Genomic DNA, 13,692 nt, shown 5'->3' with positions numbered 1-13,692 from the left:
ACCACTAATTGGGGTGATGTGGACAAAAAATTAAAAATTTTAAGGCTTAAATCGACAAATAACTGAATTTTTCGCTAATTTCACTATTTTAACGAATCCCGTCAGGCTGCCCACGGTGGCAATTTGTGGGGTAAACCAGTTGGATATTTGACAAATATTAGGGTCATTGTGGCAAATATTCGCTGTTCGGCAAAAAAAGGTCGCTCGGGTAAAGTGGGACTCATCCATGGCCATGGATCATCATGTTTGAGAGGATGATTCAAATGAAGGAGTCACCACACGCCGCTGCTTACCGGTTTCTGTACGACGGGGACCACGAGATTATTTTATTTGCCGCGCTGAAACGGCTACACATGAACCGCAGTCACGCCGATTACGAGGATTACTTGCAGGAGGCCCGGCTGTTATTTCCAGAAATTTACGCCGCTTTTCCCGAGAATCCCGAGACCAAGCCACACCAATTCTTGGCGTATGCCCAGCAGAAGATCTATTGGACGCTGTTGGATAAGCTGCGCCGCGACCGCAAACAGCTGGAACGCCAGGAGCCCGGCAATCAAGACGAGTTGATCACGGCGGTTGCCAGTGACGACGACATTTTAGATGCCATCGGCCAGGCCGACTTTCGCCAGTATCTATTGAAGGTGATTGGCGGCGCCGGCACGACCGGGGAGTGGCGCTACCTGGTGGGCACGCTGCTCGACCAGCTGACGGCCGAGGAGATTGCGGCCCGCCACAGCGTCAGTCGCAATACCGTTTATAAATGGCGGCGCTCGCTGATTCGCCGATTGGTCCGCAATTTAACGCCACCGGAAAACTTTTCGAATTAGGGGGTTACAAATCACCGCCGGATTTCGTTAGTAGGAGTGTAAGGGTTGGCCAATCACTTACCAAAATCAGCGTCACGAAGGGAGTACCACCATGCATAACAACTGGAATAAGACCACCATCATCTTTAGCTTAGGCGCCGACTCGGCCCACCCCGTGAAAGTCACCTTTCAAAACGCGGTGCCCGCACCGGATACTAAGCAAATTGAAAACTTTGGCGGCATTCTGGCACAATTGACCGGGTTACCTTTCCAATCCGCGACCGTTGCCACGCAAGACATCGTCGCCTAACGTCCGTCACTCAGTCATCGAAAGGGAGTTATTAAATGAAGTCATTAGAATTGAGCTTTAAAGGGACCGACCTGCGGATCAAGCATTTGCGGTTGAAGTACGTCAACACCAACCTGACCGGCGAAGAAGTGGCGAGTCTCATGAAACAAATCGCCGACGCCAAGCTGTTTGTCAAGGATGACCAGCCACTCTATGCCACCCCAGTGCGCGCCGACATCGTGGAAACAACGAAGACGGCCTTGATGGGCGGCACCGCGGCGGAACCAACGCCCGCTGCGTAGTCACGTAACCGAATAAAACGTCACACAACCTGAGAACGGCCGGCCTCCCACACGGAGTCCGGCCGTTTTTGGCTTGGTTTGGTCTGAGCTGGCTTCCGCCTCCGCCAGTTTCAGGTTGACCACCTATGGGGCCCACTCGAAGCCAAAGGGCGGTCTTCGAGTTCATGTTAGAACCTCGAAGATCACGAGTTTCTAACATGGCCCGTGCTGTAAGCCGGAAGGACACCGGCTAACACCACTGTCACAGGTGGCCAACCTGAACTGGCTCCGGCTCCAGCCAACTCAGACCAAACAGATGGTGGGACTGCAGATGTGATTGCGGTGGATGGGGTAGCTTAAGCTAAGGTGAGGATGGCGGCAATATTTCACGCAATCTTTTGTTCTTCACATTATTTGAATTCCGATGTGAAGTTGCGCCCCACGGTTTTTCAGTTCAACCATGGTATACTTGGCGCGACGCTTGTCTGGGAGTACGTGAGAGGAAGCAGCTAATGGCCTATCAATTTTTGCGGAATGTTCAAATAAAAAAGATTTGGGTGGCGTTCCATCTGTCTATGCAGGAATATGCGTTAGTTCTCGGAATGGACTGGCGGTGTTTGCGTCACATCGAGGAAGGTTTAGTGCTACAGTCACATGCTCAGGAAAGCCTGTTCCGTTTGTCGCAGGATGCAAGTGCTTTTAAAGCGTTACTTGTTGCGAAGAAATTAGTTCTGCCGTCAAAGACTTATAGCCGACTGCTTAAAAGATTAGCCATGGATTCGGGGGATGGATATGGTAGAAGATAATCGGTCCTTTGAAGTCCGTGCCCATGATCCGGTAGAAGTTGAGAAGAATAAGGCCAAGGTGCGTCAGCTACTAAAAGATATTGGTGAAGATAAGCCAACCCTGGCTGAACGGCTAGAAAGAGCTTGGGAAGCCTTTTGGCGAAACTGAATAACTAGTAACGAGCGGCTAGGACACCACGTCTAGCCGCTTTTTTGATGTCTAACTTGGTTATGCAAGATTGAAAGGCTTATCCTGCCATCAGTGAAAAGGCGTTGCAAGGTCAGCGGATAAAGAAATCGGTTTATTTTGTTAATAATCCACCACAAGTTTTAAAATACCAGATATACTGATTTTTGTTCGAGGCACTTAGAAAGACCGGTGGCCTCAATCTTAAGTAGCATTAGCGAACTAGACCAATATTTCGGGGGAGAAAACGAATGAGAATTGAACAGACTGAGAAGAGACACTATAAGATGTATAAAAAGGGTAAGCTGTGGGTTACGGCCGGAATTATTAGTGGGGCCGTCTTGTTGGGAGCGGGGACGACCGCCCAAGCTAACGTGGCACCGAGTGTGCCGACTGTGACGGCTTTTGCGGAAAGGCCCGTTGGGGATGAGGCAGCGCCGGCTGATTCTGCGGTGACGGATGCAGAAACTGTTACAGCAGAAACATCCGTCGACGAATCTGCTAGTGGAAAAACGACTACCGAAACACCTGCGACAGAGGGTAATGAGACTGAACAGACGGTTAGTGATAACGATGCAAATGAGAACGCTACCACAAATAACCAGCCGGTGGTTGGGGCAGAAATTCCTGAGACTGAAACACCAACGCAAGCGCCAGTTGGCAATACGCGCCCAGTCACCGATTTAGCTGAAAGTGTGGTCCCAGCGACTGAGAGCGAACTGGCTACGGCCACCACGCCAGCCACAAGCGAACCGGTAGTCGCGCAACCCGCAACCGCGGTCACACCGGCGACTGCCGTGACGCCAGTGAGCGTTACCGTGCCCGAGACCCGCCCGGCCGAGGTGACGCCTGTTTCAGCGGCTGCCATGGTCGACGCGCTGGAAGCTGATTTAGTCACCGCGGCCGTGCCGTTGGTTCAGGTCGAGTTAGGCAAGACCACGACGATGAAATTGACCCACACCAAGGAGACAGCGACGATTGACTTGTGGATGCCGAATAAGCAGCTGCAACAGGTGGTCCTTCAGGCATTGCAGGAGTTGACCGATACCGACAAAACCTGGAGTAGCGTGGCTGACATTACGCAGGAAGATATGGCGTTGATCAAAAGTTTGAGCAAACACAGTCACAGCACCTACATCGACGGCAAGACCGCTTACTCGCTGGAAGGCTTGCAGTACGCGGTGAACTTGGAAAGCGCGAACTTTGGTGGTTCCTTTCAAGAGCATCCCGGCGCGGCTTATGGGGACATTGTCGATGTCACGCCACTGGCCAATCTGCAACACTTGACGGAGCTTGACCTCCAGTACAACCGGATTAAAGATATCACGCCGCTGGCGACTTTGCCGAATATTGAGGCGGTACTGTTGTTTCATAATAATATTCAGGATTTTTCACCACTTAAAGGAAAAGTCGATCCAACTAATCCCTTTGCGTTTAATAGCATCGGCCAGCTGATTACGTTGGACCCGGTTGTCATCAGTGATAAAGATCGTGAAGGGCACCTGCAAATTGCCTGCACGACAATCGATGGTGAGGTGGTGCAACTGGTAGGCAAGGACGTGCTGACGCCACTAGCCTTTTATAACAGTGACGATGGCTTCACGTATCAGGCCTATTTTGCGGGCGGGACCGCGGTTTCAGATGGTCAAGGCGGTTTGTACTACACTGGGTTGCAGGACCAAAAGCCCGGAGCTACTGCCATTCCGGGTCATGCGGACGTGAACGTGGACGTCCAGCCCTACTACCATTACATGATTGGGGTATCCGATGTCAATACGGGCGCTGCCACATTCATAGTCGTCCAACCCTACACCATCGCCCAATCCGCGGCCAGCGTGACGGTCCACTACGTCGATGAGGCGGGTAAAGACGTCGCCCCAGCCCAGACGTTGAAGCCGGGCCTGGTCGGGGAAGCCTACACGACGACCCCAGCGGAGATTCCGGGATACGTGCTCCAAGCGACACCGGAAAACGCGACCGGGACGTACGGTGAGACCGCCGTTGACGTGACTTACGTTTACGTGGAAGAGGAGGCGGACGCTGAAGGAAACAAGCCGGGCGGCAACGGCAACCAGGGAAATGGGAATGGGAACCAAGGTAGCGGCAACACGAACGGTGGCGGCACGACCACCACGCCTGATGGTCCCGGAGCTGGGGCGGAAACGCCAGACAGTGGCCAGGACGGGGATGCCGGCACGCCGGGCAACGAGACCGGTAACGGCCACCACCCGGGCGGCCCAACGGTTACGGGTGATCCGGTGGGCGACGGGGATGTTGTGGTCCCGGGAACGCCGGGTGGACTCCCAACTGGTGGCGCTAATGGCACTGGCACGGGCGTCAGCGTGGGTGGTCAAGCCAGTCAGCTGAGTACTGGTAGTTACGGCCATCAGCATCAATACCAGGGCCAATCGGGGGACACCACGACGGCCAATCTGACCGAAAGCGAAGAGACGGGCGACCAAGTCCTCTCGAACAGCGTTGGCAGTATGACGTTGCCCCAGACCAACAACAGTCGCGGATCTATCGCGTGGGGCGTGGCGTTGTTGGTGAGTTTGCTGAGTTTATGCAGTTTCAAACGGAAGACCAAATAAGATATGTACCATCTCTGCGGTCAATACTGGTTTGGTCCATTTAGCTAGTCGGATTGGGTTTACCAGTAGTTATATCTTTTCTGGAATCAGAACATGTTGTACTCAAATAAGATCAAACTGACTAAAAACACCTGAGAAGGCGGCGCAACCCATGCGCGTTCTTCTCAGGTGTTTTATTTGGTTATTTTAGTGGAAATAAGTGTTAACGGAGACTTGAAACAGCGTCTTGCAAGGCATCAACGAGAGTTTGAGCAGCTTCGTCGATATCGTAATCGTCGCTTGTATTGGAAGCAATCGTATCAGCTAATTGATCGCTGAAAGCAGCTAATTTAGCATTAGTAGTAGAGCTGAAACGTCCTTTGAAGCTGGCGTTTACTTGGAGTGCAGCCTGCCCATCTTTAATCGATTCACCGTGGATTTGGTCGATAGCGTAGGGGAGTTGGGAATCGTCGTAGGTGTTGCTAGTAGTGACATATTTCATAGAATCTAATGCCCAGCCTTGGTCGTCAGTACTCATCGAACGAATAGCAGCTAACACATGCTTGATGTCAGCTCTTCGTTGAGCTAAAGCCTTGGTATTAACCTTCTTCAGGTTACCCTTCCAGATATACCCCTTGACGTTGCCCTTGCTGTTCTTGATGTAGTAGTAAGTGGCAGTCTTACCATTAGTTTTCTTGACCGTCACTGACTTGGTCGCGTAGAAAGTCGTCTTCAGGTAGTTGAATGCCTTGTGGGACTTCTTGGTCAGCTTGGCGCTGGAGTAGATGTAGCCGCCGTTAGCGTGATAAGCGGTCTTCTTCATCTTCTTGGAACGGATAACCTTAGCAGACTTTTTCTTAGCGCTAGCTGACAAAGTAGTGCTAGGTACGATCACAGCGCCCAGGCTAAATGTCAGGGCAGTGATTGCAGAAACTTTAAGTAACTTGTTCATGGTGGTGCCTCCAATTTATGTATAGTCGAAATTACTTCGCCATTATAGCACGATAAGCATGGTGGATACTAGTTGTGTTAAGCAATTCTTTTTGCGTTGAATAGTGCATTGCTTTAAACAAATAGTGGGGTAGCGAAAAATTCAGGTTGGTTTGTTATGGCGATTTATTTCTAGATTTATAACGAAATTCTTTTATCAATCAGTAATTTCTATATATTTGAGAAAATATCGTAATTACTTGCTAATAACTGTTACAACAGGTATCTTTAACCCAAGAGGTGAGGATGATGTTGCATCAGTTTACATTTAAAAACTTTAAATCGTTTCGCCAGGAAGTCACGCTGGACCTGACTGCTTCAGCATTGAAGGAACTCCCAACGGATGTAGTGACTGACGTTTTGCACGAACGGGTGTTAAAGCTGGCTGCCCTATACGGCGCCAACGCGTCTGGCAAGAGCAACGTCATTCACGCGCTAAGTGTCATGACGGATGTGGTGCTGACCTCGTTTGCGGATGAGGATGCATTGAAGAAGGTTACGCCTTACTGGTTTGAGGACCCCAGCGTTCCGACGGAGTTCAGCGTTTTATTTTCCACGCGGACGAACATCTATCAGTATGGATTTAGTACCACCAAGCAAGCCGTGACAGAAGAATACTTGTATCAGCGGGATAAAAGTAAAGTGGGCGAGCAGTATCTGGAAATCTTTGACCGCACTGACACGGGAATCGTGGGTAGCCTGACGGAACAGGCGGAGGTTCAGACGCTGGCCAAACTGATCACGAAGAAGTCGTTACTGCTGTCCGCACTGTCTCGGTTAGAAATCCCTATCATTCGGGAGGTCGCCGATTGGTTCCGAGCTTTACGAATCGTAGACTACGGGAATCCGCAGAATGAGGTGACCAAGACCGCGCGCTTTCGTTCACGGCAATCACTGAGTCCAATGATTGCGCTGCTGACTGATCCGCAAGAGAAACAGAAATTTGAACAGTTTGTCCAAGCGGTCGATGTGGGAATCGCCCAGTTAGGTGTCGTGCAAGATGACTTCGCCGATGAAAATGAAGCCCGACAACGTGTCGTCAGCTATCACCGCAATCCCACGACGGGGGAACTTCTCCAGACGCCAATCAGCGCGGAATCCAGTGGGACGCGCAAAATGTTGTGGCTGTACGTTGATTTGAAACAAACGTTGGATGAGGGCGGCACGGTCATCGTGGATGAGCTGGATGCCAAGCTCCACCCGTTACTGTTGCGCTACATCTTAATCCTATTTCATGACGCGCAAATCAACCCGCGTGGCGCCCAATTAATTTTCACCACCCAGGAACTCTTCACGTTAGATAAAACCAATTTTCGCCGAGACGAGGTCTGGTTCGTGGATAAGAATCCGGCGGGGATGTCGGACCTGTATTCACTGGATTCAGTCAAGGTCAACGGCAATCAGAAGGTACGGAACGATGCGAGTTATGGGAAGGACTATATCTTGGGGAGGTATGGGGCCGTCCCTCATTTAACGGACAAGCACTTCTAAATGCTGATGAAGTTAAGATGAAGGTTACTCATAGATGAAATGAAATTTTAAAATAGACGACAAGAAAAATACCGCGGAAGTCCAGCCAAACAAATGGCCAAGGACTTCCGCGGTATTTGGTTTAATCAGAGTTAAGTTGGAACAGAACAAGCAATTGACACGCACCATAGGGCTAAACCAGTGTCAGCCGCAGGGAGTGTGAAAATGACCGTTTCGCAGTGGAAAGTGACCGTGTTTGTGTCAGTGACCAGAGGTGGGGCAAGGTGCCCAGCTGTGTCGGTGGTGTTAGACCGAGCGATTTTTCTCGGCCTTACAGCACGGGACAACCTTTGAGACCTGCATGATCCTGGCAGGGCCCAAAGTTGAGGTGGGAGCCTGTACCTCAGGCGGGAACCGGCCCCACAGCAGGGCACCTTGAACCCACCGCCGGGAACGGCCAGCACAACACCGTCTTGCCCACCATGCTCCGGTCTCATTTTCACGTTTCCGGAGGCAAAAGCGAAGTTTACCCCACGTGTGGGTGTTGCAGGACCTTGTCTGGGTATTTGTGGGCGACGTAAGCCGTGATTGCCGCAATCATCTTGGCCGTCGACGGTGCCTTGGCCTGCTCAGAGTTGACCACCAAGCAAATCGTCCGGTAGAACCGCTGGTCAAATGGGTAGACGTTCACGTTGCCACTGACCCGTTCCAGCGCCAGCTCGGGCAAAATGCCCATGCCCATGCCGGCCTCGACCATCGCCAGGATGGACTGGTCGTCGATGGAGAACCGCAACGCGTTCGGCCGAATTTGGTAGTGGTCCAGCGCGGCCTTGGTGTCCTTGTCGTAGTCGCCCCGCTGCAAAATGAAGTTCTGGTCGACCAGGTCGGCGGCCGTGACCGTCGTGCGGTTGGCGGGGATGAAATCGTTGGGCGTGATGCAGTAGATTTCGTCCTTGACCAGCGGCAGGACGGTTAATTTTTCCGCGACCGGCAAGGCGGACAGGCCTAAATCCAAGCGCCCGGTTTTGACGGCGGCCGCGATGTCACTGAAGCCGGCCTGTTCTAAATTGATGTCGATTTGGGGGAAATCCTGTTTGAACTGCCGAATGATCGGTGGCAGCCAGGAAATGCAGACGGAGGAGAAGGCCCCCAGCCGCACGGATCCGGCGTTCATGCCGTTAATGTTGGCGGCGGCCTGTTGGAGCCGGTCCTCGGCGTTGATGACGCCCTGAATCAGTGGCAGCACGCTTTCGCCATCCGGGGTGAGCTCCACGCCGGTTCGATTACGGATGAAGAGCGGAAAGCCCAGCTCCTTTTCCAGCTGGTTAACGGAGTGGCTGATGGCTGAAGGCGTCACGTTCAGCGTTTGCGCCGCTCGGTAGAAAGTTTGTTCTTGAACAATAGCTTGAAAGACGCGATAGGCAAACGGTAACATCGACGACACCTCCTGAGATTGGTAAAGATGAATTACATTCACGTTATTTCTGGATAGTTGAAATGGTTTTTCTGTCACCAGTATCTTATCATAAACGCGTGGTCAGAGGAAACCACCCCCAGCAGGTTCGGCCGGTGACTTCTTAAAATGCAGGTTGGCGGAAACCAGGCGCCTTATCGTTGCTGGCAACTGTAGCGGTAGCTGGGCCTTACCGGGCGGTAAAAATGGGCCGGAACGCGGTGGGGAGGACGCCGGAAGCCTGGGAAGCGGTCTTCCGACTTGCTTTGAGCCTCATAGGACGAGTCTCAAAGTCACCATTTACACCGCTAGCGCGCTGTAAATCCTACGGCTGAGCCCATTTTTACCGCCCTCTCGGCAGGCTAGCCGCTGTTGGCAGCAAAGACGCCAGGCTTCCTGACCGGCATTTGGCGGTGGTCAGCGGCTGAACTGGGGGAGTGGTTTCACTGCCCGAATGAATCTGTGAATTCCACGGTTAAGCCAATTTTCACTGTCCGACGTTGTGTGGTGGGGGGCGTAACCGAGCCAGGACTAGAAGTATTAGCTAATAGGTTAGGCTCCACAGTCGCCGCCCACCAAGCCAACAGAGTCAGCTTAACCGGACCGCCACACTGACGGCCAACGACTTTGGATGCCGGTTCGCCACCACCGTTGCCTTTGACCGGGCACTAAGCCGCGGTCAAAGGCAACGCACAACCAGAGCCGGAGGAAGCCAGGTACGGAGACGGCTGTGTCGGTGGTGTTAGACCGAGCGATTTTTCTCGGCCTTACAGCACGGGACAACCTTTGAGACCTGCATGATCCTAGCAGGGCTCAAAGTTGAGGTGGGAGCCCGCACCTCAGGCGGAAACCGGCCCCACAGCAGGCGTAGTACCTGGAAGCCGCAGGCGGCCAGCTGTCCATTGTTTTTGACCCAAAGGTCTTAGGGTTTAAGGTTTCAAACAAGAACCAAATCAAAGAAGAACCGGCAGCCAAAGCAGCTGCCAGAAAGGTGTGACTGTCATGTTAAATGATCTGTTAGCAACCCGGGTGAACCCGGATGTCCCTTCCGCCCTAAGCGGCCTGTTCGTCAACGACCCAGATCCCCGCGCCATCTCGTTTGCGGCCGGGAGTCCCAACGAAAGCCTGTTCCCGGTGGCGGCGGTCAAGGAAGCCTTTAACACCGCCATTGACACGCAGGGCGCGCACCTTTTTCAGTATCAGTCGACCCAGGGGAACCCGGACTTGCGGGCGAAGCTGGCGGCGCGAATTGGCAAATGGGGGCGGGTCACGACCACTGCGGACCACGTGATTTTGACGGTCGGCGGCCAGCAGGCCATTGAGCTAGTGGCGAAGGCGCTCCTGAACCCCGGCGACGAGGTGGCGGTCGAGGTGCCGACCTACGTGGGCGCACTGGCGGCCTTAGACCTCTACCAGCCGACGTATTACGGCGTGGGCTTACAAGCAGATGGCCTGGACCTAGACGCGCTAGAAACTACCTTAAAACGCCATCCGGGCATCAAGCTGTTATACACCGTGCCGGACTTTCACAACCCGACCGGCATCACCATGAGCGTGGCCAAGCGTCAACAGCTGGTTGCGCTGGCGAACCGCTATGACTTCATCATTTTAGAGGACTCGCCGTACCGGGACCTGGGCTACGACCAACTGCCACTGCCGGCCATCAAGAGTTTTGACACCGAGGGCCGGGTGATCTTCGTGTCGAGCCTGTCGAAAATTCTGATGCCAGCGCTGCGGACGGGGTGGTTGGTGGCCGACGGGGACCTGTTGGCGGCCATTTTAAAAGTGCGGCTGGCCAGTGACCTGGAGGCGACCGGCGTGACCCACGCGGCCATCAACGCCTACCTGGACGTCAACGACTTGGACGCCCACGTGACGGTCTTGAAGGACCACTACCGCGAGCAGTGTGCGGCGATGGTGGCGGCGCTGCGGGCCTACTTCCCGGACGAGGCGACGTTTACCACGCCAGCCGGGGGCTTCTTCGACTGGGTGACCTTGCCAGCGGACATCGACGTCGACCAGTTGCTGCGGTCGCAGGTCATGCCAAACGCCCACGTGAGTTACGTGCCGAGCACCAATTTCTACCCGGCCCGCGACGTGCACAACGGCATGCGCCTGTGCTTCAGCGGCCTGACGCCGGACGTGATTGACGCAGGCATGCACCGGCTGGGCGACCAGATGAAGGCCGCCGTGCGTGGGGTGAAACCAGTCTTTTAACAGAAAAATAAGTGAAAAAGGTCCAGTAACACGTTCAACCATCGGGGTTGTGCGGTTACTGGACCTTTACTTAGTTCTCGTTCTTTTTGTCAGGTTCGTCATCGTCTTGTTCCAAAGCGGCCCACAATTCTTCAAGCGAGTCGTAGGTCTTGACCTTGTCAGAGGCAATCATCTGGCGGAACTCTTCTGGGGTGCGGGCGTTAGCGAATGGTTCGGATTCTGGTTTGGGCATGGTGTCACCTACTTTCTCAATCGCTGTTAGGATGAGCGACAAGTAGCCAATCACCTAAATTTTAGCTCACCGCCAATTGAACCGCAGAACTATCCACCCACCAATCCGTTGCCAACCAAAATAACTGGCCCGCCAGCCCCCAATCTGTGCTAAGCTAGGACCACTAATCTCCGGGGGCAAACGACTTGAAAAAAATTATCATCGGCCATTCGAATGGTCACGACTACACCGATTACCAGACCTCACCCGCCGTGTACCAGGGCTATTTTCGCTACCGGCGGGAACAGTTTCCCCTGGAAGTAGAGGGCTTGGACGACTTCGAAGACTACTGGCGCATCTTGGCGGAGCGCGACACCCAGCGCTTTGCCGCGGACTACCAGCGGTATTACTGGGAGGACCAGGGCGAACACGACCAGGCCAGCTACTTCACCGACAGCGACACGCACAAGCTGAACTTAAACGTGTTCTGCGAGGCGGGCGAGTCGCTCACGGCCTTTGAACAAATGTTGACGCGGATTCGCCTGAAGCAGTTGACCATCTGGGACTACTGGCTGGACGGGCAGGACCCGGCTGCGCAAAATTGGCGCGACGCCGAGCGCAATCTGGCGGCCGACTGGTCACTGGACTTCGCGTCCCAACAGGCCGAGGAAAATGTTTACTTCCTATATTGGGGCATCGACCGCCTGAATTGGCCGACGGCGTATCAACCGGACGTGTATGATCCCAAGGACCTGCCGCGGCAAAATGTGATCTTCATGCTGCTGTCGGCCTGGGGCTATAACTACCGCCGCAATAGCCCGGCCAAGTTCGCCGCATTCATGACCAAACAGAAGGCCCAGTTCTCACAGAATCTCGGCGATTACTTCAAGCACGTTGCTGATGGTTATTTGGGGTAAACTGGTTCTTCGCCTCTGGACTAGTGAAACTGGTTTAGCCCAGGTAATCGCGCGTAACGTTAATCCACAATTCCATAAAATTAAACCAAATAAAGACGTCACAATCAAATCGACTGTGGCGTCTTTGCGTTGCATCTATTTCGCAATCACGAAAGTCTTGTTCCCGGTAATGTAGCGCCCGTTAGTGAGTACCAACCGCGTAGTCAGGCCATGCGTCTTAATGGCTTTAACGGTCAAAACAGATCCACGCTTATAGTGCCGAATCTTCTGACCGTTCAGCGCCACGTTTCCATAGGCGTTCAGGCCCTTAGCACTGATGACTTTGACCTGAGCCGGCTTGTGCTGGTAGTAGGTGTTCGTCACGTAGGCTGAACGCGCTGTGATATAACCGGTCGTCCCATCAGCTGTCCGCACCTTGTAACGCAGGTTGCCCGCCTTGGACCGGGCGTAGCCGATGACGGTGAACGTCGGCCGGTTGGGCCGTGTCTGCTTGGTAAACCAACGCGTGCGGCTCTGCTTAGTAAATGTCGGCTGACTGTACAGGCCAATCTTCTTCACGGCGTAAACAGCCTTGCGTTGGACCGGTGCCTTGGTCGTGGTAACTTGACTGGCGGTACTACTAGAACTGTCAGTGGTTGGCATAGTGGCCGTGCCACTGGTGCCGGCGATGCCGCTGGTGTTCGTGCCAGTATTGGTGTTATTACCGGTATTGGTATTGCCGCCAGTGGCGGTGTCCTTGGTGTAATGGTAAGTGTAAGTAGTTGGTTGACTATCGGTAGCCGGTGTAACGGTTAGGGGATTGTCGGCGGCAAGCGAGTAGCCGGGAAAGTCTCGACTTGCAGTTTGGAGAGCTGCTGCTAAATTGGTGAGTGGGTCGCTTCCGTTCTGAGCCTCGCGATAGGCAAAGCTGATATTTTCAGATTTGTCTAGTTCAGTATTGTCCTGATCGACAAATTTAACGGTAAAGGCTGCAGTTGCATTAGTAGTAGTTGAACCGAGATCCAAGGCTAGTTCCGTTTGTGAATTTGCTGGATACCAGAGCGGAGGCAGAGTTTTGTCAGTTGAAGACACTTGGTAGTATAAGATTCCCTTGTTTAGGTTGATGGCTGCCATAAATTGGGGATAATGAATTGGACTTAGAACATTAAAGCCTGATGATTTGCCAATGAGAGTTGTGACAGATGCGGGGTTATTATCTAGGTCGTAAACGTCGACAGTGCCAGAAGAACCACTGTACCTGAAGCCATCAAATGGAGCGATAGAAAATTCGGCAACGTACGACGGTACAGTATCAGTACCCGCCGCCCGGGCACGACCCGACCACCCAACCAAAGCCAGCAAGCCAACAACTAACAACAATGAACCCTTAATCCATCTATTCCTCATCCAAAACATCTCCCCATGATAATCAAAATGAATTCATAATCATACTGTGATTGGTAAGCACCAAATAACTGACCGTCTATGATTGGCGGCAAATCCACGATATGATAACCTCATCAAATAAATTGGTGAG

13 protein-coding genes are annotated in these 13,692 nt (G+C 53.0%); 9 read left to right on the top strand and 4 right to left on the bottom strand.

What is annotated here, in order from left to right:
- Nucleotides 1-263: 263 nt before the first annotated feature.
- The 6 genes from EKM84_RS08510 to EKM84_RS14485 all read left to right on the top strand — a co-directional run bounded on the left by EKM84_RS08510 (nt 264) and on the right by EKM84_RS14485 (nt 4,939).
- Entirely contained in the window at nt 264-827 is a 564-nt protein-coding gene (locus tag EKM84_RS08510; RefSeq protein WP_125765342.1) for a sigma-70 family RNA polymerase sigma factor, read from the top strand.
- A gap of 91 nt (nt 828-918) precedes the next feature.
- Nucleotides 919-1,116 (top strand): hypothetical protein, encoded by a 198-nt coding sequence (locus EKM84_RS08505; protein ID WP_125765341.1) that lies wholly within the window; start codon nt 919-921, stop codon nt 1,114-1,116.
- A 35-nt stretch (nt 1,117-1,151) separates the two neighbouring features.
- Complete coding sequence (locus EKM84_RS08500) at nt 1,152-1,397, top strand: DUF2922 domain-containing protein (RefSeq protein WP_125765340.1); 246 nt, start codon at nt 1,152-1,154, stop codon at nt 1,395-1,397.
- A gap of 491 nt (nt 1,398-1,888) precedes the next feature.
- Nucleotides 1,889-2,182 carry a hypothetical protein gene (locus EKM84_RS08495; RefSeq protein ID WP_125765339.1) on the top strand — a complete coding sequence of 98 codons (294 nt, stop codon included), beginning with the start codon at nt 1,889-1,891 and terminating at the stop codon, nt 2,180-2,182.
- The gene (locus EKM84_RS14200) at nt 2,169-2,330 is read left to right on the top strand and encodes a hypothetical protein (RefSeq protein ID WP_164511359.1); all 162 of its coding nucleotides are present in this window, start codon (nt 2,169-2,171) and stop codon (nt 2,328-2,330) included. The genes EKM84_RS08495 and EKM84_RS14200 overlap by 14 nt, the downstream gene beginning before the upstream one ends.
- 269 nt (nt 2,331-2,599) lie before the next feature.
- Nucleotides 2,600-4,939 carry a MucBP domain-containing protein gene (locus tag EKM84_RS14485; RefSeq protein WP_125765338.1) on the top strand — a complete coding sequence of 780 codons (2,340 nt, stop codon included), beginning with the start codon at nt 2,600-2,602 and terminating at the stop codon, nt 4,937-4,939.
- A 202-nt stretch (nt 4,940-5,141) separates the two neighbouring features.
- Here EKM84_RS14485 and EKM84_RS08485 read toward each other — a convergent pair whose 3' ends face one another.
- Nucleotides 5,142-5,870: a hypothetical protein gene (locus EKM84_RS08485; RefSeq protein ID WP_125765337.1), complete on the bottom strand. Its 729-nt coding sequence runs from the start codon at nt 5,868-5,870 to the stop codon at nt 5,142-5,144.
- Nucleotides 5,871-6,157: 287 nt separating this feature from the next.
- Between EKM84_RS08485 and EKM84_RS08480 the strand changes: the two genes are divergently transcribed.
- A complete protein-coding gene (locus EKM84_RS08480) occupies nt 6,158-7,399 on the top strand; it encodes an AAA family ATPase (protein WP_125765336.1) in 1,242 nt (413 codons plus the stop codon).
- A gap of 505 nt (nt 7,400-7,904) precedes the next feature.
- On the opposite strand, the gene EKM84_RS08475 is transcribed toward EKM84_RS08480, so the two are convergent.
- Nucleotides 7,905-8,813: a LysR family transcriptional regulator gene (locus EKM84_RS08475; protein ID WP_125765335.1), complete on the bottom strand. Its 909-nt coding sequence runs from the start codon at nt 8,811-8,813 to the stop codon at nt 7,905-7,907.
- A gap of 1,020 nt (nt 8,814-9,833) precedes the next feature.
- On the opposite strand from EKM84_RS08475, the gene EKM84_RS08470 reads away from it, so the two are divergent.
- On the top strand, nt 9,834-11,048 hold the full coding sequence (locus EKM84_RS08470; protein ID WP_125765334.1) for an aminotransferase-like domain-containing protein: 1,215 nt from the start codon (nt 9,834-9,836) through the stop codon (nt 11,046-11,048).
- Nucleotides 11,049-11,118: 70 nt separating this feature from the next.
- Here EKM84_RS08470 and EKM84_RS14195 read toward each other — a convergent pair whose 3' ends face one another.
- Entirely contained in the window at nt 11,119-11,280 is a 162-nt protein-coding gene (locus tag EKM84_RS14195; RefSeq protein ID WP_164511358.1) for a hypothetical protein, read from the bottom strand.
- A 185-nt stretch (nt 11,281-11,465) separates the two neighbouring features.
- Between EKM84_RS14195 and EKM84_RS08465 the strand changes: the two genes are divergently transcribed.
- Complete coding sequence (locus tag EKM84_RS08465; RefSeq protein ID WP_125765333.1) at nt 11,466-12,176, top strand: hypothetical protein; 711 nt, start codon at nt 11,466-11,468, stop codon at nt 12,174-12,176.
- Between the two features lie 135 nt (nt 12,177-12,311).
- Here the strand turns inward: EKM84_RS08465 and EKM84_RS08460 are convergent, their stop codons facing one another.
- A complete protein-coding gene (locus EKM84_RS08460) occupies nt 12,312-13,562 on the bottom strand; it encodes a DUF5776 domain-containing protein (RefSeq protein WP_125765332.1) in 1,251 nt (416 codons plus the stop codon).
- Nucleotides 13,563-13,692: the final 130 nt, after the last annotated feature.

The organism is Levilactobacillus mulengensis (assembly GCF_003946045.1).
GTDB classification, from domain to species: Bacteria; Bacillota; Bacilli; order Lactobacillales; family Lactobacillaceae; genus Levilactobacillus; species Levilactobacillus mulengensis.
The sequence above is the reverse complement of the archived record's forward strand: the minus strand, read 5'-3'. Positions and strand labels throughout refer to the sequence as shown.

Bases quoted from the DNA above. Each gene is read 5' to 3' on its own strand.
- EKM84_RS14485 (WP_125765338.1), top strand. From the start codon at position 2,600: ATGAGAATTGAACAGACTGAGAAGAGACACTATAAGATGTATAAAAAG.
- EKM84_RS08485 (WP_125765337.1), bottom strand. From the start codon at position 5,870: ATGAACAAGTTACTTAAAGTTTCTGCAATCACTGCCCTGACATTTAGC.
- EKM84_RS08475 (WP_125765335.1), bottom strand. From the start codon at position 8,813: ATGTTACCGTTTGCCTATCGCGTCTTTCAAGCTATTGTTCAAGAACAA.
- EKM84_RS08495 (WP_125765339.1), top strand. From the start codon at position 1,889: ATGGCCTATCAATTTTTGCGGAATGTTCAAATAAAAAAGATTTGGGTG.
- EKM84_RS08510 (WP_125765342.1), top strand. From the start codon at position 264: ATGAAGGAGTCACCACACGCCGCTGCTTACCGGTTTCTGTACGACGGG.
- EKM84_RS08505 (WP_125765341.1), top strand. From the start codon at position 919: ATGCATAACAACTGGAATAAGACCACCATCATCTTTAGCTTAGGCGCC.
- EKM84_RS14200 (WP_164511359.1), top strand. From the start codon at position 2,169: ATGGTAGAAGATAATCGGTCCTTTGAAGTCCGTGCCCATGATCCGGTA.
- EKM84_RS14195 (WP_164511358.1), bottom strand. From the start codon at position 11,280: ATGCCCAAACCAGAATCCGAACCATTCGCTAACGCCCGCACCCCAGAA.
- EKM84_RS08480 (WP_125765336.1), top strand. From the start codon at position 6,158: ATGTTGCATCAGTTTACATTTAAAAACTTTAAATCGTTTCGCCAGGAA.
- EKM84_RS08470 (WP_125765334.1), top strand. From the start codon at position 9,834: ATGTTAAATGATCTGTTAGCAACCCGGGTGAACCCGGATGTCCCTTCC.
- EKM84_RS08460 (WP_125765332.1), bottom strand. From the start codon at position 13,562: ATGAGGAATAGATGGATTAAGGGTTCATTGTTGTTAGTTGTTGGCTTG.
- EKM84_RS08500 (WP_125765340.1), top strand. From the start codon at position 1,152: ATGAAGTCATTAGAATTGAGCTTTAAAGGGACCGACCTGCGGATCAAG.